This window comes from Sinorhizobium kostiense (assembly GCF_017874595.1).
Lineage (GTDB): Bacteria > Pseudomonadota > Alphaproteobacteria > Rhizobiales > Rhizobiaceae > Sinorhizobium > Sinorhizobium kostiense.
In genome coordinates this window covers 290,266-310,072 of record NZ_JAGILA010000001.1, presented here as the reverse complement: position 1 = coordinate 310,072, position 19,807 = coordinate 290,266, and the positions used below count along the sequence as shown (strand labels likewise).

21 protein-coding genes are annotated in these 19,807 nt (G+C 62.8%); 13 read left to right on the top strand and 8 right to left on the bottom strand.

Annotated features, from left to right (window positions below; genetic code table 11):
• Positions 1-4 precede the first annotated feature (4 nt).
• Positions 5-1,744 (top strand): L-arabinonate dehydratase, encoded by a 1,740-nt coding sequence (araD, locus tag J2Z31_RS01370; RefSeq protein WP_209600082.1) that lies wholly within the window; start codon positions 5-7, stop codon positions 1,742-1,744.
• Positions 1,745-2,034: 290 nt separating this feature from the next.
• Complete coding sequence (locus tag J2Z31_RS01365) at positions 2,035-2,700, top strand: hypothetical protein (RefSeq protein ID WP_209600081.1); 666 nt, start codon at positions 2,035-2,037, stop codon at positions 2,698-2,700.
• Between the two features lie 157 nt (positions 2,701-2,857).
• Here J2Z31_RS01365 and J2Z31_RS01360 read toward each other — a convergent pair whose 3' ends face one another.
• The 3 genes from J2Z31_RS01360 to J2Z31_RS01350 are packed head-to-tail and all read right to left on the bottom strand — an operon-like array spanning position 2,858 to position 6,069.
• Positions 2,858-3,712 carry a transglutaminase family protein gene (locus J2Z31_RS01360; RefSeq protein ID WP_209600080.1) on the bottom strand — a complete coding sequence of 285 codons (855 nt, stop codon included), beginning with the start codon at positions 3,710-3,712 and terminating at the stop codon, positions 2,858-2,860.
• Between the two features lie 16 nt (positions 3,713-3,728).
• A complete protein-coding gene (locus J2Z31_RS01355) occupies positions 3,729-4,670 on the bottom strand; it encodes an alpha-E domain-containing protein (RefSeq protein ID WP_209600079.1) in 942 nt (313 codons plus the stop codon).
• 4 nt (positions 4,671-4,674) lie between these two features.
• Entirely contained in the window at positions 4,675-6,069 is a 1,395-nt protein-coding gene (locus J2Z31_RS01350) for a circularly permuted type 2 ATP-grasp protein (protein ID WP_209601035.1), read from the bottom strand.
• A 351-nt stretch (positions 6,070-6,420) separates the two neighbouring features.
• Here J2Z31_RS01350 and J2Z31_RS01345 point away from each other — a divergent pair, with 351 nt between their 5' ends.
• Both J2Z31_RS01345 and J2Z31_RS01340 read left to right on the top strand, forming a co-directional pair.
• Positions 6,421-6,882 (top strand): GyrI-like domain-containing protein, encoded by a 462-nt coding sequence (locus J2Z31_RS01345; RefSeq protein WP_209600078.1) that lies wholly within the window; start codon positions 6,421-6,423, stop codon positions 6,880-6,882.
• An 83-nt stretch (positions 6,883-6,965) separates the two neighbouring features.
• Positions 6,966-7,877, top strand: coding sequence for a DMT family transporter (locus J2Z31_RS01340; protein WP_209601034.1), 912 nt, complete (start codon positions 6,966-6,968; stop codon positions 7,875-7,877).
• 174 nt (positions 7,878-8,051) lie between these two features.
• Here J2Z31_RS01340 and J2Z31_RS01335 read toward each other — a convergent pair whose 3' ends face one another.
• From J2Z31_RS01335 to J2Z31_RS01325, 3 genes are all read right to left on the bottom strand, one after another.
• On the bottom strand, positions 8,052-9,548 hold the full coding sequence (locus J2Z31_RS01335; protein WP_209600077.1) for a DEAD/DEAH box helicase: 1,497 nt from the start codon (positions 9,546-9,548) through the stop codon (positions 8,052-8,054).
• Between the two features lie 301 nt (positions 9,549-9,849).
• Positions 9,850-10,950 carry a DNA alkylation repair protein gene (locus J2Z31_RS01330; protein ID WP_209600076.1) on the bottom strand — a complete coding sequence of 367 codons (1,101 nt, stop codon included), beginning with the start codon at positions 10,948-10,950 and terminating at the stop codon, positions 9,850-9,852.
• Between the two features lie 14 nt (positions 10,951-10,964).
• The gene (locus J2Z31_RS01325) at positions 10,965-11,264 is read right to left on the bottom strand and encodes a hypothetical protein (protein WP_209600075.1); all 300 of its coding nucleotides are present in this window, start codon (positions 11,262-11,264) and stop codon (positions 10,965-10,967) included.
• Positions 11,265-11,344: 80 nt separating this feature from the next.
• Here J2Z31_RS01325 and J2Z31_RS01320 point away from each other — a divergent pair, with 80 nt between their 5' ends.
• Together J2Z31_RS01320 and J2Z31_RS01315 are read left to right on the top strand one after the other, a co-directional pair.
• A complete protein-coding gene (locus tag J2Z31_RS01320) occupies positions 11,345-12,019 on the top strand; it encodes a helix-turn-helix transcriptional regulator (RefSeq protein ID WP_209600074.1) in 675 nt (224 codons plus the stop codon).
• Positions 12,020-12,136: 117 nt separating this feature from the next.
• Positions 12,137-12,589: a host attachment protein gene (locus J2Z31_RS01315; protein ID WP_209600073.1), complete on the top strand. Its 453-nt coding sequence runs from the start codon at positions 12,137-12,139 to the stop codon at positions 12,587-12,589.
• A gap of 66 nt (positions 12,590-12,655) precedes the next feature.
• Here the strand turns inward: J2Z31_RS01315 and J2Z31_RS01310 are convergent, their stop codons facing one another.
• A complete protein-coding gene (locus J2Z31_RS01310; RefSeq protein WP_209600072.1) occupies positions 12,656-13,693 on the bottom strand; it encodes a saccharopine dehydrogenase NADP-binding domain-containing protein in 1,038 nt (345 codons plus the stop codon).
• Between the two features lie 104 nt (positions 13,694-13,797).
• Between J2Z31_RS01310 and J2Z31_RS01305 the strand changes: the two genes are divergently transcribed.
• On the top strand, positions 13,798-14,412 hold the full coding sequence (locus J2Z31_RS01305; protein ID WP_209600071.1) for a TetR/AcrR family transcriptional regulator: 615 nt from the start codon (positions 13,798-13,800) through the stop codon (positions 14,410-14,412).
• An 18-nt stretch (positions 14,413-14,430) separates the two neighbouring features.
• On the opposite strand, the gene mnmD is transcribed toward J2Z31_RS01305, so the two are convergent.
• Entirely contained in the window at positions 14,431-15,147 is a 717-nt protein-coding gene (gene mnmD, locus J2Z31_RS01300; RefSeq protein ID WP_209601033.1) for a tRNA (5-methylaminomethyl-2-thiouridine)(34)-methyltransferase MnmD, read from the bottom strand.
• Positions 15,148-15,186: 39 nt separating this feature from the next.
• Here mnmD and J2Z31_RS01295 point away from each other — a divergent pair, with 39 nt between their 5' ends.
• The 6 genes from J2Z31_RS01295 to uraH all read left to right on the top strand — a co-directional run bounded on the left by J2Z31_RS01295 (position 15,187) and on the right by uraH (position 19,797).
• Entirely contained in the window at positions 15,187-16,317 is a 1,131-nt protein-coding gene (locus tag J2Z31_RS01295; RefSeq protein WP_209600070.1) for an NAD(P)/FAD-dependent oxidoreductase, read from the top strand.
• 115 nt (positions 16,318-16,432) lie between these two features.
• Positions 16,433-17,218, top strand: coding sequence for a DUF1045 domain-containing protein (locus J2Z31_RS01290; protein WP_209600069.1), 786 nt, complete (start codon positions 16,433-16,435; stop codon positions 17,216-17,218).
• Between the two features lie 193 nt (positions 17,219-17,411).
• Positions 17,412-18,341, top strand: coding sequence for an allantoinase PuuE (puuE, locus tag J2Z31_RS01285; RefSeq protein WP_209600068.1), 930 nt, complete (start codon positions 17,412-17,414; stop codon positions 18,339-18,341).
• Positions 18,341-18,844 (top strand): 2-oxo-4-hydroxy-4-carboxy-5-ureidoimidazoline decarboxylase, encoded by a 504-nt coding sequence (gene uraD / locus J2Z31_RS01280; RefSeq protein ID WP_209600067.1) that lies wholly within the window; start codon positions 18,341-18,343, stop codon positions 18,842-18,844. The genes puuE and uraD overlap by 1 nt, the downstream gene beginning before the upstream one ends.
• 78 nt (positions 18,845-18,922) lie before the next feature.
• Entirely contained in the window at positions 18,923-19,438 is a 516-nt protein-coding gene (locus J2Z31_RS01275) for an ureidoglycolate lyase (protein WP_209600066.1), read from the top strand.
• Complete coding sequence (gene uraH, locus J2Z31_RS01270; protein WP_209600065.1) at positions 19,435-19,797, top strand: hydroxyisourate hydrolase; 363 nt, start codon at positions 19,435-19,437, stop codon at positions 19,795-19,797. Before J2Z31_RS01275 ends, uraH begins: the two co-directional genes overlap by 4 nt.
• Positions 19,798-19,807 lie beyond the last annotated feature (10 nt).

Sequence of the window (19,807 nt, the reverse complement as noted above, 5' to 3'; positions counted from 1 at the left end):
AGAGATGAAGAAGAAAGCTGAGTGGCCGCGCAAGCTGCGTTCGCAGGAATGGTTCGGCGGTACGGGCAAGAATGCCATCATGCATCGCTCCTGGATGAAGAACCAGGGGCTCCCCGCCGACACCTTCGACGGGCGGCCGATCATCGGCATCTGCAACACCTGGTCCGAACTCACCCCCTGCAATGCGCATCTTCGCGACCTCGCCGAGCGCGTGAAACGGGGCGTCTATGAGGCGGGCGGCTTCCCGGTCGAATTCCCGGTTTTTTCGACGGGCGAAAGCACCTTGAGGCCGACCGCGATGATGTTCCGCAACCTCGCGGCGATGGATGTCGAGGAGGCGATCCGCGGCAATCCGGTCGACGGCGTCGTACTGCTCGGCGGCTGCGACAAGACCACGCCAAGCCTTCTGATGGGCGCGGCGAGTGTCGACATCCCGGCGATCGTCGTCTCCGGCGGACCGATGCTCAACGGCAAGTGGCGCGGCAAGGATGTCGGCTCCGGCACAGCGATCTGGCAATTCTCGGAAATGGTCAAGTCCGGCGAGATGACGCTGGAGGAGTTCATGGATGCCGAGCAGGGGATGGCCCGTTCGGCGGGAAGCTGCATGACGATGGGCACCGCCTCGACCATGGCGTCCATGGCGGAAGCGCTCGGCATGACCCTTTCCGGCAACGCCGCCATCCCAGCCGTCGACGCGCGACGCCGGGTGATCTCGCAGCTCACCGGCCGCCGCATCGTCGAGATGGTCAAGGAGGATCTGAAGCCCTCCGATATCCTTACGAAACAAGCCTTCGAAAACGCCATTCGTGTTAACGGCGCGGTCGGCGGCTCGACCAATGCCGTCCTGCACCTTCTCGCTCTCGCCGGCCGCGTCGGCGTCGATCTCTCGCTCGATGATTGGGACAGGCTCGGCCGCGACGTGCCGACGATCGTCAACCTGCAACCCTCCGGCAAATATCTGATGGAGGAGTTCTATTATGCTGGCGGCCTGCCGGTAGTGATCAAGGCGGTCGCCGAAATGGGATTGCTCCACAATGACGCAATCACCGTCAGCGGCGACACGATCGGGAACGATGTCAAGGGCGTCGTCAACTACAACGAAGAGGTGATCCTGCCGCGGGAAAAGGCATTGACCAAGTCGGGTGGTATCGCCGTGCTGCGCGGCAATCTCGCGCCGCGCGGCGCCGTGCTCAAGCCGTCGGCCGCTTCGCCGCACCTGATGCGGCACAAGGGCCGCGCGGTCGTGTTCGAGAGCATTGAGGACTATCACGCCCGCATCAATCGCGAGGATCTCGACATCGACGAGAACTGCGTCATGGTGCTGAAATATTGCGGGCCAAAGGGTTATCCCGGCATGGCCGAGGTCGGCAACATGGGTCTGCCGCCGAAGGTCCTCAAAAAGGGCATCACGGACATGATCCGCATTTCGGATGCGCGCATGTCGGGAACCGCTTACGGCACCGTGATCCTCCACACTGCACCGGAAGCGGCCGAAGGCGGACCGCTGGCGCTGGTCGAGAACGGTGATTTGATCGAGGTCGACATCCCGAACCGCTCTCTGCATCTTCATGTTTCCGACGAGGAGCTTGCCCGCCGCCGCGCGGCCTGGGTCTCGCCGGTGAAGCCGCTCACCGGCGGCTATGGCGGTCTCTACATCAAGACCGTCATGCAGGCCGACACCGGCGCCGACCTCGACTTTCTCGTCGGCGCGCGCGGATCGGTCGTCGAGCGCGACAGCCACTAGAGCATTTTGCGGTCAGGTGAAACCACCTGGCGTCGCACAAATGCGGCAAAAACAAACCGATAGAGCGGCGGTGCGAGCGCATCCCGCTCTAACTTCGCCCAGATAGGCTCTGTTGAATGGTTAGGATTCAAGGGTCGAGACGGCTGCTCCGTGCCTGGACGCGAGTCACCGTGGGGTGCGAGGCGAAAGTCTGTACATCCTATTCCGTGCATCTCAATGAAACCTATTGGCGTGTTCCGACTTATTGGTGCAATCGGGCCGTTCGGGCCCGGATTGCTGAGGAGATGAACATGCGCAAGAGAATCGCAATTGTTACTTTCGGTCTGTTTGCAACGGTTTTCGTGACCCCCTCCTTTGCGCAGAGCGTTGGCGGACGCGCAGCGATCGATGCCGATGTGTCGCTTGGAGGCTCGAATGGCGTGAATGCCAATGCGGGTGCGTCCCTGGGCACCGGCGCAAATGCTGACGTCGACGCATCGGTCGGTGGATCGGGGCGTGCCGATGCCTCGGCTTCCGCATCGGTCGGCGGTGGCCAAGGGATCGATGCGAATATCAGAGCAGGTGCTGGCCAGGGCGCCAACGCTGCTGCGTTGCTGGCAGTTGGCGGCGGCAACGGCGCGAATGCCGCCGTGACCGCCGGCGTCGGCAATGGCGTCAACGCCGCCGTGACCGCCGGCGTCGGTGACAATGCCGGGTCGGGTTCTGTCGTCGACGACGTTGTCGGTGACGGCGGCATATTCGCACCTGAGCCTGCACCAAAACCCGCTGGCGGAGCCGGTCCGGCTGCCAGCGACGGCCCCGGCGCACCCGGCAGCGCGTCGCTCGCCGCTTTCAACGCCATGCCCGCGGATGAACGGCGCATGGTGATCAAACGCTGTCGTGATGTGGTGAACGGCGGTTATGACCGCGGGCTGGTCTCGCTCTGCCGGCTGCTACAGTCGTCTGCGTCGCGATAGCGCATCGGGCCCGAAAACCGAAACCGGTTTTCGCAAAGCACGATGCCGTCCTGAAGGAGGCTCCGCCCCTCACCCTCGCCCTCTCCCCGCATGCGGGAGAGGGGACTTGGACTATCGGTCGCGCGGATGAGGGGCCCTCGCGGCTATCCAGCCTGCCTTAAAGGCTCTGCGTCTGGCTCTGGTTGCCCTGGCTCTGGCTTTGACTCTGCGCCTGCTGTTGCTGCTCGACTGTCACCGAAACGTTCAGCATTTCACTGGCGACACCATGAACCAAACCTGACACCGGTGCGGCGTCGCGGTAGCAGAGACCCGAGGCAAGCCGGACATACCGGTCGTCGGGGCAGATCTTGTTGGCGGGGTCGAAGCCGACCCAACCCAGGCCGGCGATATGCACTTCGGCCCAGGCATGGCTCGCAGTCTGCTCCGGATGGCCCTCCACCATCAAATAGCCGGAGACGTACCGGGCCGGCAGCCCCAGCGCACGCGCGGCGGAGATGAGGATATGAGCGTGATCCTGGCACACGCCTTTGCCGCGCTCCAAAGCCTCCTCGGCCGTAGTTCGCGTGTGCGTCTCGCCGGCCTTGTATTCGACCGTTTCGTGGATCGTTGCCATCAGCGCGTGCATGCGATCGAGTTCGGTTTCGCCTTCGACCGATCTCGCGAGCTCGCGGACCCGTTTGCCCGCTTTGCTAAGCGGCGTTTCACGCAGATAGAGCCATAGCGGCACGCAGGACTGTTGCAGGCCCAATACGCCAGCCTTGTCTTCGGTTTCGAGCTCGCCGCTCGCCTCGATCCGGAAGCTCGTCCGGTCTGCATCGATGCTCACGAGGTGCGTGCGATTGCCGAAGTGATCGTCATAGGCGACCTCGACGACGGCACCCTCGACAAGCGTGCGCCAATTCAGGACCGTCTGGCCAGGTTGGCTCGTCGGCGTCAGGCGCAGCCGCTGCAGCGCGTAGAGCACCGGTTCATCATAGCGATACTCGGTCGTGTGGCTGATCTTCAGGTGCATCCCACTCTCCTGAGCCTCAGTGGTAGAACCGGTAGCCGTCGGTGATTTCCTGCCCCAGACGGTTGTTGTGGCTGATGAACTCTTCCAGATATTCGTGCAGGCCCTGGTCCATGATGTCGTCGATCGAGCGACTGCGCAGAGATTCCAGCGTCTGTTCCGCCGTCTCGTGGGCCGCATGCTTCTCGCCGTATTCGCGCGCGAGATAGCCGAGATTGCTGACGATCTTCTCGTAGCAATAGGCAAGCGAGCGCGGCATGCGGCCGTTCGAGATCAGGAAGTCGGCGATGTTGGCCGGTCTGAGCTCGGCATCATAGACCCAACCATAGGCGCGGTGTGCGGAAACCGAGCGCAGGATCGATTCCCATTGCACATTGTCCATAGACGAGCCGACCGCGGAGACCGCCGGAAGCAGTACATAATATTTCACGTCGAGAATTCGGGCTGTGTTGTCCGCTCGCTCGATGAAGGTGCCGATGCGCGAGAAATTGAAAATTTCGTTCCGGAGCATCGTGCCGTGGAAGGCGCCGCGGATCAGGCCGGCCCGCCGCTTGATGGCATCGATGACCTCGGGCATCTCGGCGGGCCGCACCTTCCTGGCGAGCATCGCCTTCATGTCGATCCAGCACTCGTTGGTGGCTTCCCAGGTCTCCCGCGTCAGTGCCGTGCGGACCATGCGGGCATTGTGGCGGCCGGCCTCGATGCAGGACATGACGCTCGACGGGTTGGCGTGGTCACGCAGGAGAAAGTCGATGGCGTCGCTGCTCGTCAGCTGGTCGTGCACCTGGTCGTAAAGCTCGCGCACCCCGGCACTCTGCAGCACGCCTTCCCAGTCGTCCTCCGTCGCTTCGCTGCGCGTCAGCGACATGCGCAGGCCGGCGTCGATCAGCCGGGCGCCATTCTCTGCCCGCTCGATATAGCGGAACATCCAGTAGAGGCCGTTCGCAGTTCTTCCCAACATGGCCTCAGTCCTCCAGTACCCAGGTGTCCTTGGTGCCGCCGCCCTGGCTGGAATTCACCACCAGTGAGCCCTCCTTCAGGGCGACACGCGTCAGGCCGCCCGGGATGATCTGCACCTTGTCGGAGACGAGGACGTAAGGACGCAAGTCCACATGACGGGGCGCTATGCCCTTGTTGACGAGGATCGGCACGGTCGAGAGCGACAATGTCGGCTGGGCGATGTAATTGCCGGGGCGCTCCTTGAGCTTTTCGGCAAAGGCGGCGCGCTCCCTTTTCGTCGCTGTCGGGCCGACGAGCATCCCGTAGCCGCCGGAGCCGTGCACCTCCTTGACGACGAGTTCGTCCAGGTGCTCGAGCACGTATTTCAGGCTCGGCTGTTCCGAGCAGCGCCAGGTCGGTACGTTCTCGAGAAGCGGCTTGCGGCCGGTATAGAACTCGACGATCTCCGGCATATAGGAATAGATCGCCTTGTCGTCCGAAATGCCGGTGCCGGGTGCGTTGGCGATGGTGATGTTGCCGGCGCGATAGACGTCCATGATGCCGGGGATCCCGAGTGCGGAATCGGGTCGGAAGGTCAGTGGATCGAGGAAATCGTCGTCGACGCGGCGATAAAGCACGTCGATCGCCTCATAGCCGCGGGTCGTGCGCATCTTCACTTTGCCGTCGATGACGCGCAGATCCGAGCCTTCCACCAGTTCGACGCCCATCATGTCCGCAAGGAAGGCGTGCTCATAGAAGGCGGAGTTGTAGATCCCAGGGGTCAATACCGCTACGCGCGGCTTGCCGGTGCAGCCTGGAGGCGCAAGTGAGGAAAGACTCTGGCGCAGCAGATAGGGATAGTTCTCCACCGGCCGGACACGATTCTGGTGGAAGAGTTCCGGGAACATCTGCATCATGGTTTCCCGGTTTTCCAACATGTAGCTGACGCCGGACGGCGTGCGGGCATTGTCCTCCAGAACGTAGAACTGATCCTCGCCGGTTCGCACGATGTCGGTGCCGACGATGTGGGTGTAAACACCACCCGGCGGGCGGAAACCGATCATCTGCGGCAGGAAGGCATCATTCTTCTCGATCAGCTCACGCGGGATGCGGCCGGCGCGGATGATTTCCTGCTTGTGGTAGATGTCATCCAGGAAGGCGTTGAGTGCGAGTACGCGCTGCTCGATACCTTGGGCGAGCTTTCGCCATTCGCGGCCGGAAATGATGCGGGGAATTAGGTCGAAGGGGATGAGCTTTTCGGAGGAATCCGCATGTCCGTAAACGGCGAATGTGATGCCCGTCTTGCGGAAGATGTTCTCGGCTTCTTTCGATTTCGCTATGAGCCGGTTTCGGTCCTGGCTGGCATACCATTCATGATAAGTCGAATATGGCCGGCGCGGACTGCTGTCCGCATTCATCATTTCGTCAAATGCCAAAGGCGTCGTCCCCTTATTTTTCGACCATTTGAGTACATCGTTTGACGCAATGCAAGAAGCGTGCACATTCGCCGGCGAAGAAATTTTGCGCCCCATTACGATCGAGTTGAAAGCGTTTTCGCCTCGCATCGTCGCACCCGCGTAAGGGCACTTGCACCTTCTTCGATTGCGGGGGTTCAAGGGGTGGTCGATAAACGGGCAGTTGCCTTAATTTTCGGCGGTTGCAATGCGCGCTTGCAGTGGCGACTTCCGCAGGCCCCCCTAAATCGGGAAAAAAGTGTACAATGGCCGCCGTTCGCGAGCGGCACCTGGGCCGAGGTAGGCACGGGAGGCGGGATGGAAGCTCTGTATGAAATCGTCGAACGGCCGGCGCAACGAATCACCGGCCGTACTTGGGAAGGGACATTCGTCGAAGCGGCCGATGGCGCGATCCATCGGCTGATCGCCGAGGCGCAGGAGCATCGACGCATCAGCCATCCGCGGGACCGTTCCACCTTGATCGGCCTCTCCTGGGACGTCCGACCCGAGAGTTTCCATTACTTCGTCGGCTATGTCGGTGAGGATTCCTCGACTTTCGATCGGCCCGAGCACATGGATTTGCCGGCCATGCGCTTTGCAACGACGATGCACCATCCGGAGGGCGGCGATGTCTTCGTCCAGTATCGGAAGATGTACGACTGGATCGACGCCGCCGGATATGTCGTCGACAACAGCCGCCTGCATTACCGCGAGGAATACGAGGCGGGATTCGTCTCCCCCTCGGCATCCTCCCTGCGGATGATGATTCCGATTCGCTGATTGCAGCCATCAGAAATATTGCTTTGACCCGGCGTGGCTTGAGCTCTATCGCGGTTCGAAACACCATTGGGAGCAAACCGATGTTGCTTGCCCGCCTGGCTCCGGCCATTTTCGTGCTGCTTTGGTCGACGGGCTGGGTGGTCGCCAAATATGCGGCGTTCTTCGCCGACCCGCTGACCTTTCTGGCTCTGCGCTACAGCTTCGCCATCCTCCTCTTTATCGGGTTCTGCGCCGTGACGGGGGCACGCTGGCCGCGCTCGTGGAGCGTGGTTGGCCATGCGATCGTTTCCGGCATACTCCTGCACGGGCTCTATCTTGGCGCGGTGTGGTGGGCGATCGGCGAGGGCGTGCCGGCGGCAATCTCCGGGATCATAGCCGGCCTGCAACCGCTGATGACGGCGGCGGTGGCGCCCTTCCTGATCAGTGAAAACCTGAGCCGGCAGCAACGGCTCGGGCTCATGCTCGGCTTCTCCGGGATCGCGCTTGCCGTGCTGCCCAAGGTGCTGGCGATCGACACCGAATTCCATCTGTTGCCGGTGGTGATCAACGTGCTGGGCATGGGTGCCGTTACCTACGGCACGCTTTACCAGAAGCGGCACCTGCAGACCGGCGACATCCGGGCGATCGCGGCGCTCCAATATGTCGGCGCGCTTGTCGTGACTCTGCCGCTTGCCCTGATGCTTGAGGAAATGCACGTGTCGTGGAACCTCGAACTCGTCGCCGCGCTTGCCTGGTCGGTCCTCGGCCTGTCGATGGGAGCGATCGCGCTCCTGCTTTATCTCATCCGCCGCGGTCAGGTGTCACGAGCGGCGTCGCTGATCTATCTGGTGCCGCCACTCGCAGCCGTTCAGGCAGCGCTTTTCTTCGGCGAGGCGCTGACCTGGCCGATGATCATCGGCACGATTATTGCCGTGACAGGCGTTTACCTCACGAACCGGAAGGCAGGCAACGAGGCACTTCCTCAGGAGCAAGCCGGCAAGCCTGCCGTCGTTTGAGGCGAAGGAAGAAAGAGAAGTATTGCAGGTTCACATCATCGACTGACAGAATGCAAGCGGTATGGGCCGGGCCGGGGTTGAGGTCCGACCTGCCGCGGAAGTGGCTTTTTTGAGGGGTGCCGACCCTGGGTGGACCGGCCGCCGAGACCCGGCGGCCGGTGTCGATTCAACCACTCAACCTTGGCGGCCGCCGCCCTTACCGGTGCGGCGCATGTCCTGACGGCGATTGCCGTCGCTGCGGCCGCGGTGGCTGTCTTGCGGTCCCGGACGGCCGTGGTGGTGCTTTCTGGCCTCGTGATTGCGGTTGCCTTCCGATCGGCCGTCATGATGCCCGTGCCCCGTCACGCGCTGATCGCGCCGATCATGGTTCTGCGGACGGTCTTCGCGCAGGAGCTCGTCGCCGGCAAAGCCAGTCACCGCCGGCTCGCGCGCCGGCCGTTTCCGGCGCGGCGCTTTGTCCTGGCGCTGGCCGCCGCCATTGCCGCGATTCTGGCCGTTGCCGCGACCGCCGTGCCCCCTGGGGGAGCGGGCCTGGTCTGCCGGCGCATCGCCGCTTGCAACAGCGATCTCGATGCCCATCAGCTTCTCGATGTCACGCAGCAGCCGGATTTCGTCCGGCGTGCAGAAGGCGATCGCGATACCGTCGCGGCCGTTGCGCGCCGTGCGGCCGATGCGATGCACATAGGCATCCGGCACTTCCGGCAGGTCGTAGTTGTAGACGTGGGTGACGCCCGGAATGTCAATGCCGCGGGCGGCCACGTCGGTTGCGACGAGCACGCGGATTTCGCCGTCGCGGAAGGCCTTCAGCGCTCGTTCGCGCTGGCTCTGGCTCTTGTTGCCATGGATCGAGGCGGCCTTGAAGCCGACGTGATCGAGATGCTTCATCAGCTTCTCGGCGCCGTGCTTGGTGCGGCTGAAGATTAGCGACAGGCCGTCCGGATTGTTGGTCAGCGACTGCTTCAGGATCTGCGTCTTCAAGTCCTTGCCGGGCACGAAATGGACATATTGCTCGATCTTGTCGGCAGCCTTGCCGGGCGGCGTGACCTCAACCTTCACCGGATCGGTCAAGTACTCGCCGGCGAGTTCGGCGATCTGCTTCGGCATTGTTGCCGAGAAGAGCAGCGTCTGCCGGTTCTTCGGCACGAGCTTGGCGATCTTGCGCAAGTCGTGGATGAAACCGAGGTCGAGCATTTGATCGGCCTCGTCGAGCACGAGATAGCGGCCCTGGGTGAGCGTCAGGGCCTTACGGGCGACGAGGTCGAGCAGGCGCCCAGGCGTTGCGACGAGAATGTCGACGCCGCGTGCAAGTTGCTCGGTCTGTTTGTTGATCGAGACGCCACCGACGACGATTCCGACCTTGAGCGGCGTCTTCTTGACGAAGAGCTTGAGGTTGGCCGCGATCTGATTGACGAGTTCGCGGGTAGGGGCGAGCACGAGTGCGCGAATGTTGCGCGGGTCGGCGCGCCGGCCGTCTGCGAGCAGCTTCTCGATCATAGGCAGGCCGAATGCCGCCGTCTTGCCGGTGCCGGTCTGGGCCAGGCCGATGAGGTCGCGACCATTCAGGACCTGTGGGATGGCTTGCGTCTGGATAGGGGTCGGCTTCTCGAAACCGTTGGCGGAAAGCGCCGCCAGGATCTGCTGTGAGAGGCCGAGTTCTTTGAAATTGGACAAGTGGTATACCTTTCGGGGGCGCCAAACGCTTCCGCCGGAATCGCGTCCTTGCAATTCCGGTCTCGTCTGGCGTCAAGAACCCCGCGTGAATTGGGAACTTGTGGGTTAAAGAGAAGTCGTCAGGCGCTTGTGCTGCCGCAATCGGCGGCGATGTGTCGCGCTTTTCCTTCTTCACGGCTTGAAAGTGGTTGCCGAGGGCGCGCTCACGCGGCGGCCGGAAGGTGACGCGCCATCCATGTCGTTGCTTTGGCTCAAAAAGTCAAGCTGCATCTTCTTGCACCGGTCGATTCAGCCGCTCAAGTTACGACATAGCCAGCTCGAAATCCGCTTCGGCGGCGGGTTCCCCGTTGATCATGATCACGACTCGATGTGCGCCGCCATAGTAGTGCCGTGTCGTGATCGGCCGCATGGGATGGTGTTTCTTGAGTTCGAATGTGGCGCCGGGCTCAAGCGTCGCCGTCGTCCACTTGAACACCTTCGGCGAGGTGCTGCCATTCGCCTTCCGATGGTGCACGGCATAGTCGATCATGATCCGCTGTGGGGAGCCACCGGTGTTGCGGACGGTCAGTCCGAGGACAAGTTCGGCGCCGAACCGGACTGTCGGTGTCGCGAGTGCAAGCTGCGCCGTGACGCGGAGTGGCGTGTCGAAGCCGAAATTGGCAAGCGCGCCGCGGTGTCCCTGCTTCAGGAGCGTGCGGGAGGCATGGCGCAGCAATCTCAAGCGCTCACGGGTTGCGCCTCTAATGTGACTAGCCACGAATTCCACGACGAGGTCGGGGTGATCCTTGGCGATATCATTGAGACTGTTGGCGACCGAGCGCCGCACATATTCCTCCGGATCATCGAGAAGCGCGGTAAGGATCGCAAGGATCGGCCGCGGGTCGTGGACTAGCTTCGGCAGCCGCATCGCCCAGGGCAAACGAGGGCGGGTGCCCTCGCTCGCGAGCCGCCTGACGTGAGGGTCGTCGTCCTCGATCCAGCGGTAAATGGTTGCCAGCGCCCGGCCCTGATCCTTGTGGATGAATGGCCGGACCGCAAACTCGCCGGTGAAGTGCGGCGTGAGCCGGCGGAGGAGCGACAGGGAGAGCTCGAAATCGCCAAGCCCGCGAACTGCGACGAACTGGCTTACCGGCAGCAGCGCCCAGCCGTTGAGGCCGGGCGCATTGCCGTTTGGCAGCGCCGCTTGGAGAACCCCTGCCGCCGCGGGAAAGTCCCCAGGCAGCGCCTCGACAAGTGCATCTCTGATCTGCAGCGATCGCTGCATGAGCTCGAGCGATTCGAGACCATTGCCGGCGGATGCGAGGAAGCGATCACGCTCGAAGCCGGGCGCGTGTAGCGAAAGTTGATCGGCGATCTCCACCACCACGCGCGGGTGCAGCAGGTTTTTCAGAGGTTCCGGCATAGGTCTGACGTCTTTCACTTATGCTGTTCGGTCAGGAAATGCTGCATGAGCTGGACCGTCCCGATCGTCGCCATATAGGGGGCGAAGTCCGGATCCGACATCACGCGCTTGCTCGCTGCCTGCGCCGCCTCCAGAGATTCCCATTCGACGAGGTCGGCGAACATGTCGGCCGTTTCACAGGCCGTCGCCGCACGCCAGGAGACGAAGCCAGGGTAACGGGAGACGGCTTCGATGGCTTTTCTCCGTGCCGCAAGCGCGGCCTCCTTGTCGGTGACTGTGCAAACGGCGAGTTCGAGAACATGAGCGGTTGGCATTGGGACCTCCATTTTCGATCGCGCTTGACTAAATCACATCGCAACTGACAGCCTTGTGGCCATAATGTACAGGAAAACCCATGCGACCGGCCGATCGATTGTTTCGCATCATCCAGCTCATGCGCGCCACCGGCCGCGCCATGACGGCACGCGAGATTGCCGAGAGGATGGAAGTTGCGCCGCGCACCGTCTACCGCGACATGCAGCACCTCATCGCCTCCGGTGCGCCGATCGATGGCGAGCGTGGGGTCGGTTATCTCCTGCGCGAGGCCTTTGATGCGCCGCCGCTCGCCTTCACCTTCGAGCAGTTGGAGGCGCTCGCCTTCGGCGTTCGCGCGGTGCAGATGCTCGGCGACAGAAGATTGGCCCAAGCGGCGCGCGAAGCGATGGAGAAGATTGGGCAGGGGCTGCCGCAGGAGCATGCGGAGAAACTAAGGGCCGCTCCGCTTCGTGCCTTTCGCTCCGCGCTCCAGCCCGACCCTCCGGCATGGCTCGGCGTGATCCGCGAAGCCGTCGCCGCGCATCGTAAGCTGCGCATCACCTATGAAAGCCTTGCAGAACAAATGTCGGAGCGTACAATTTGGCCGCTCGGCCTCAGTATATTCGGGCATCATTGGCTGCTGACGGCCTGGTGCGAATTGCGCCAGGACTTTCGCGATTTTCGGGTGGACAGGATCGTTTCGCTGAAGACCGAACGCCAGCGATACGAGCCAACGCCGGAGCGTAGTTTCGATGCTTATCTTACCCGTCTGTAGACAAGCCACGGGACAACCGGGCGAATGGACCATCGGTGATAGGGAACCCTGACGCGGTTTCAACCGTTCCGTTTCCCGCCGACCCTATTTGCCAACCAGGACACAAGGGGAAAAGCAGTGCGGAACCGGATTTGGATACTGGCGGCCGACGGCAACGCGGCGCGCATTGTCAAGGACGTCAATCTGCTGAAGGACGAACGTCAGCACCCGATAGAGGAGACGTACCAGATCGAAGCCAAACGTGCTCGGGAAATCATGGCCGACAAGCCTGGTCGCAGCCATTCCTCCGTCGGTCACGGTCGCTCGGCCATGGAATACAGTAGCGATCCGGTCCGCGAGGAACAGCACCGCTTCGCCGTGGAGATCGCCGAAAAACTCGACCACTACGCGCTCGAGAACGCCTTCGAGAATCTTGTGATCTGCGCAGCACCGCGGACGCTCGGAGACCTCAGAAAGCTGCTTTCGCATCAGGTCAAGGAAAGGACGGTCGCCGAGATCGACCGCAATTGCGTCGCGGTGCCGACCGATCAGCTGATCGCGACGGTCAAGTCCGTGGTCTTCCCGGGCTAGGCCGGTCAGCATTAATCGTGACGCACTTCGCCGCGACGGCGGTATCCCGTCTTTTAGGTGCGGATGTTACGCTGCGGCGATTTCGAGCGCCAAATGATCGGGTTGGAGCGCAGCCAGGACCGCTTCAGCATTGAGGACCATACCAGGCGCGTTTGCGCCTGCCCGATTGAACTCCTGACGAAGTATGCGTTTGACGACCTCGCAGACAAGCGGCGCGGAGAAGGCGTAGATGTCCTGTCCTCGCGCAACAGCCCGCCGGCTGGCTCCTTCGCGCCTCGCGACAACTTCGACCACGAACCGTTGCGTCGAGCGGCCGGTCGCGTCCGCCGCCTGCGGAGCGGGAGTCCCCTTGTCTCGAACTTCGCTTAAAGCGACCGCGCTTAAATGGGTGTGGAGCTCCGACGTCTTCACGTGCCGGGAGATCAGGACGATCTCCGAGAACGGCATTTCGCTGACGAGTTGCCTGCCCAGCGCCTCCCCGAAGTCCCAGTGCTTCTGCGCGGACGGAAGAGCCAAGGGACGGAGGCGGCCCTCAGCGACGACCATACGCGGTGCCTTGTTCCGCTCACCAGTCACGCGTGTCCCACGCGTGGGATGCCAGCTGTCGAGGCCGATCATTACATCGATCGCATCCGCGGACGTCCAGTCCCCCAGCGCAGCGGTAACCAACAGATCAGCGAAGCCGCCATAGAATCCCATCCCGGGGATGAGCACGAGGCCCGCTTGGCGAGCAGGCTCATCGAACGTCTCAAGTGTCCTGCTCACGCTCGCTTGCTCGGCGCTGATGTCCACATAATGCATCCCGGATTTCACCGCTGCAGCGGCCAGTGCGTCGGCGGTATCGAGGAAAGGCCCTGCACAATTGATCACGGCTTGTGCGCCGTTGAGCGCGCGCAAGAGCGATCCCTCGTCCTCCACAGTGGCGCAGCGGCAGAGCACGTCCGGTTCCGGGAAGCGCGCCGCGGCGAGCGCCTCGGCACTGCGCGCGATCGCAATCGCCCGGAACCCACGACGCAACAATTCCGCGACGACGAAACGGCCGGTATGCCCAGTCGCTCCGAAAACCGCCACGGTCGGCCGGGTTCTAATCAAGCTCTCTGACATTACTTCCTCCAGTGCTACAGACCTGTCTGTTCTCACCTAATACATACAGGTCTGTAGTGCGTCAAGCCCCGCTGTGTTATGCTGGACGTGTTGGAGGTCCAAGCATGTCGAAAATCTCATCCAATCCCGTCGGCCACGGCAGTACCGACGTCCGAGACAGGATCCTGGAAACCGCATCGAAACTTTTCTACAAGCAAGGCGTGCGCGCGGTCGGCGTCGATCTGGTGGTCGACAAAGCCGGTGTCGCGAAGACGAGCCTCTACCGTCACTTCGGCACAAAGGACGATCTCATTGCCGCGTTTCTGGAACGCGAAGATCAGGACTTCTGGGGCCAGTGGGACAGAGTGGCGGCGAAGTACGAACACGACGCTAGGGCGGAGTTGGACGCCCACCTGGGCTGGATCGGTGAGCGCGTCGGACGGCCGAACTACCGAGGCTGTCCGCAGATCAACGTGGCCGCCGAGTTCCCTGAAGCTGACCATCCCGCGCGCAAAGTCGCCGAGACCCATAAACGCGAGATGCGGCGGCGGCTGAAGGCAATCGCGGAGCGTCTGGACGTGGCCGTCCCCGATGAACTCGCGGGTCAGCTCTCGGTTCTTGTGAATGGTGCCTTCGTCAGTTCACAGATCTTTGAACCGGGCGAGGCTACGCCGCTGCTTCGGCACGCGGCCGAGGCACTGATCTCCGCCGGGAGATCGTCCAACAGAATCGATCTTTGAATGCATAGGCAACTGACTTCACGGCTTGTGACCGCGCAGCATCTCCCGCTTGCCGGCAAAACCCGGCAGGCGATCGACGACGAAGCCGGCGGCCACGAGATTACGGCGAACGAAGCCGGCCGCGGCATAGGTCGCGAAGGTGCCTCCGGGCACGCTCTTGTCGAACACCAATTGCATCAGTTTCTCGGACCACATGTCCGGATTGCGCGACGGCGCAAAGCCATCGAGATACCAGGCCTCGAAGCGCTCCGGCGAGGCGGCGACGCCCTCGATCGCAGGACCGCAGATCACCGTCAGCCGCACGTCGCCGAAATCGATGTCGACCTGGTCGGCCGGGTCGTCCGGCCAGTTTTCGAAGAGCGCCCGCCGTTCCTCATCGATCTCCGGCCAATGGGACAGAGCCCGCTCGATTTCCGCGGCGCGCATCGGAAAGAGCTCGAAGGAGACGAAATGCAGGCGGCGGTCGGCGGCCCCGGCCTGTTTCCACTGCCGCCAGGTCTCGCAGAAATTGAGCCCTGTGCCGAAGCCGAGTTCGCCGATCCTGAACGCGCCGCCCGCCCGCCAGCGCTCCGGCAATCTGTTACCGGCAAGGAAAACATGGCCGCATTCGAGCCGCCCGTCGGTCCGGCAATAAAAGTGATCGCCAAACACCACCGAATAGGGCATATCGCCCCCGTGCCATTCGAGGTTCTGCCGAGATGGCGGCTGGTATTGGCGGAGATCGGTTTTTGTCATCTCCATGCGGATAGTCCGCCAATCGGATAAGGTCAATCGATGAGCGAAGTCCTGATCGTCGGCGGCGGAATTATGGGGCTCTGGGCCGCCGTGATGGCCGGCCGCGCCGGCATCGAGACGCGCCTCCTCGAACGGAAGAACACCGGCGCTGGGGCGAGCGGCGGTCTTCTCGGCGCGTTGATGCCGCATATGCCCGACCGCTGGAATGCGAAGAAACAGTTCCAGTTCGATGCCCTGATCTCGCTCGAGAGCGAGATCGCGCGGCTGGAGGCGGAGACCGGTCAATCGGTGGGCTATCGCCGCTCCGGCCGCCTCATGCCGCTCGGCAAGCCGCATCTGCGCGACATCGCACTCGGCCACGAGGCGGATGCTGCGCGTCATTGGATCGCTGGCGAGCGGCGCTTCCGTTGGCATGTCAAGGATGCCGAAGCGGGCGATTGGCCGGCTCTGCAAGCAGCACCCTTCGGGGTCGTACACGATACGCTTGCCGCGCGAGTCGCGCCGCGAAGCCTGCTTGCGGCGCTTCGCGCAGCGCTCGCCGCCTATCCGAACGTCCGGATCGACGAGGGCGCGGAGGTTGCATCGATCGATCCTGATGCGGGGCGGCTTACGCTTGCCGACGGGCGCCCTTTGTCCTTCGGCCATTGCTTCCTCACGGCAGGCATCGAGAGCTTTGCCTTCATCGATCGTTTGTCGGGGTCCGCCAGCGCGTCGAGCGGCTGCCCGGTCAAGGGACAGGCCGCACTTCTCCGCGCCAAGATCGATCCGGCCGCGCCGACCATCTTCACCGACGGACTTTACATCGTCGCCCATGAAAATGGGCATGTGGCCGTGGGCAGCACCAGCGAGAATCGATTCCAATCGCCGTTTACGACCGACGAGCAACTGCAGGCGCTGATCAGCCGAGCGACGGCGCTGGCGCCCGCGCTGGCCGGCGCCCCGGTGATCGAACGCTGGGCGGGTCTACGTCCGAAGGCGACCGGTCGCGAGCCGATGGTCGGGCGTCATCCGGAGCATGATCGCCTGTCGGTTCTGACGGGCGGCTTCAAGGTCAGCTTCGGGATCGCACATGTGCTGGCGCAATACGTGATCGACGAGATTTTCGGGTGTCCGAGCATCGAACTTCCGGAATCGTTTCAATGCGCCACCCATCTCGAGGCGCTGCGATAGCCCCATCCGACTTCGTCAATCTGTCACGCAAATCACCTAAGACGCGGCCAAAGCGGAGCGGCTTGCGCGATTCACGCGGTTCCATCCGCTCTCGATGACCTCTGGAGCACCTGTTGTGCGGTATGCAATATGTTTCACTCCGCCGATGGGCGATCCGCTGTCTGCCGCGGCAGCGAGCTGGCTCGGGCGCAGCGTCTATTCGGGCGAGCCGGTGGAACCGCCTTCGATTGCCGGTCTAAGCCTCTCGGAAATCGCCTTCCACACGGCCGCTCCCCGACGCTTCGGGTTTCACGCGATGATCATGGCGCCCTTCCGCCTTGCGCCGGGCACGGATGAATCGCAGCTCCTGAAGGCGCTGATGCATTTCACCAGCGCCGAAACGCCGTTTGAAATCGAACGGATGGAGGTGACGAGGCTCGACCATTGCTGGGCTCTTGCGCCGCAGGTGCCGAGCCAGGTGATGCATCTGCTTGCGGGGCGGATCGTGCAGGCCTTCGACCGCTTCCGCGCGCCGCTCGGTGATGAGGAGATCGAGCGCTCCGACCCGGACCGCCTGACCGCGCCGCAATTCACCAATCTTCACCGCTGGGGCGATCCCTTCGTGATGGACGAGTTCCGTTTCCACCTGAAGCTCACTGGGCTCTTGAATGCCGCTGTCGAAAAGCGACTGGAGGCGATTCTGCGGGAGCTGTTCGAGCCGCACCTCAAAGAGCCGCTCGTGGTCGACAGCCTTGCTCTCTTGATCGAAGAAGAGGCGGGGGCGCCCATGCGGGTGCATTCGCAGCATCCGCTCGGAAAGATTTCCGCGCGTCCGCGCAGTCACCGTGGAAGGCGGATGCCGATCGAGCCATGCCTTCCGGCCGAGACCGTGCCGCGCAGCGCCGCGTCCCGCTCCGCATAGATCACGATGATTTTAGGTCTGATCGAATCATAAACGTGATCGATTCTGAGAAGTTGGCGCGGGATGCGGGCGGAAAACCGCGCACGCTTTTCCTCATCCCGCGCCAGCGCTAAGCTCCTCTCTCGCCCGCGATTTTCATCTCGACAATCCGGTCTGCGGTGCTACCGTTCCGGAAAATTCGAAGGGTGATTTCATGGCAGAGAATACCTATCCGCGTGACCTCGTCGGCTACGGGCGCACGCCTCCCCAGCCGCGCTGGCCGGGGGATGCGCGTATCGCTGTTCAGTTCGTGTTGAACTACGAGGAGGGCGGCGAGAGTTGCATTCTCGACGGCGATCCCGCGTCCGAATGCCTGCTGTCGGAGATTGTCGGCGCGCAGCCCTGGCCGGGGCAGCGCAACCTCAACATGGAATCGATTTACGAATACGGTGCGCGGGCGGGATTCTGGCGGCTGTGGCGCATGTTCACCAGTCGTGGCGTGACACTGACCGTCTACGGCGTGACGCTCGCCATGGAGCGCAATCCGGAGGCGGTCGCGGCGATGAAGGAGGCCGGCTGGGAGATCGCCAGCCACGGGCTGCGTTGGCTCGAATACAGGGATTTCCCGGAGGAAGTCGAGCGGCAGCACATCCGCGAAGTGGTGCGGCTTCACACGGAACTCACGGGCGAGCGGCCGCTCGGAATCTATCAGGGCAAGCCGTCTATCAACACGCTGAAGCTCGTGCTCGAGGAGGGCGGGTTCCTCTACTCCTGCGATTCCTATGCGGATGAGCTTCCCTATTGGGTGCCGGGGCTTTCGCCCGACAGGCCGCACCTCATTATCCCGTATACGCTCGACGCCAACGACATGCGTTTCGCCACCAATCAGGGCTTCAATTCCGGCGACCAGTTCTTCACCTATCTCAAGGACACGTTCGACGTGCTCTATGAGGAAGGCAGGGACGGCAGTCCCAAGATGATGAATGTCGGCCTGCATTGCCGCCTGGTCGGTCGGCCCGGTCGCGCCGCGGCGCTCGCCCGATTCATCGATTATGTGACCTCGCATGACAAGGTATGGATCCCGCGGCGGATCGACATTGCCCGTCACTGGTACGAGCATCACAAGCCTGAAGGAAAGCGCTAATGTCCGATCGGGAGGAATTCGTCCGCCGCTTCGGCGGGGTGTTCGAGCATTCGCCCTGGGTTGCCGAGCGGGCCTACGACCATGCCGCCGCCGCCGGGTTGACCGCCGGCAACGTGCATTCGGCGCTCTGCAATGCCTTTCGCGCCGCCTCGCCGGCGGAGCGCCTCGCGGTGCTTCGCGCCCATCCGGATCTTGCCGGCAAGCTGGCGGTAGCCGGCGAGCTCACTGCCGATTCAAGGGCCGAGCAGGCATCCGCCGGTCTCGACCGGCTTTCACCGGAAGAACACGCGCGTTTCACCGCGCTCAACGAGGCCTATACGAAGAAATTCGGTTTTCCCTTCATCATCGCCGTGAAGGGCCTGACGAAGGGCGAAATTCTCGCCGCCTTCGAACGGCGCATTGACAATTCCGCGGAACAGGAATTTGAAACCGCCTGCGCCGAGGTGGAGCAGATCGCCCGGCTGCGACTGAGGTCCATGCTTCCGGGAGATGATTATGCCTGACAGTGCCGTTCCTGATCTTGCCGGCCACCTCTTGCCGCGAGCCGATGTCGTTGGGGTGCCGGCGGGAATCCGGGCCTGATGCCGCACCTGCTTACGATAGAGCCGCTGACGAAGGAGGCTTTCGCGCCGTTCGGCACCGTCATCGAGGCCGATCCGGCATCGATGCGGCTCATCAATGGCGGTAATACGGAACGCTTTCACGCGCTTGCCGAGGCCGACGTCATCGGTGAGGGCGCCCGGGTGGTGATCAATATCTTCCGTGGAGAGCCGCGGGCATTTCCGTACAGGCTGGCGATGATGGAACGCCACCCGCTCGGCAGCCAGAGTTTTTCGCCGCTCGAGGACCGGCCATGGCTGGCCGTCGTCGCGGAAGACGAAGGCGGACGACCGGGCAGGCCGCGCGTGTATCTCGCAAGCGGCCGGCAGGGCGTCAATTATGGCCGCAATGTTTGGCACCATCCGCTGATGGCGATCGGCTCAGTGAGCAATTTCCTCGTCGTCGATCGCACAGGCCCGGGCGATAATCTCGAGGAATCCTTCTATGACGAGCCTTTCGTCATTCCCGATCCGCTTTCGATGGAGGTTATGCGATGAGCAAGAGCGGCCGTCTGACGACCCATGTTCTCGACACAGCGCTCGGCAAGCCTGCCGAGGGGCTGCGGATCGATTGCTATCGACTGGAGGGCGAGGGGCGGCAATTGCTTCGCACGGTGCGGACCAACAGCGACGGCCGCGTCGATGGGCCGCTTGCGGAGGGACAAGGCTTCACCGCGGGAAGTTATGAACTGGTATTCCACGCGGGCGATTACTTGCGGGCAGCCGGCGTTGCGCTCACGGAGCCGTCCTTCCTCGACCTCATCCCCTTGCGCTTCGGGATCGCCGACCCCGAAAGCCACTATCACGTCCCTTTGCTGCTCTCGCCCTACGGCTATTCCACCTACCGGGGGAGCTGACGCTCGGGAA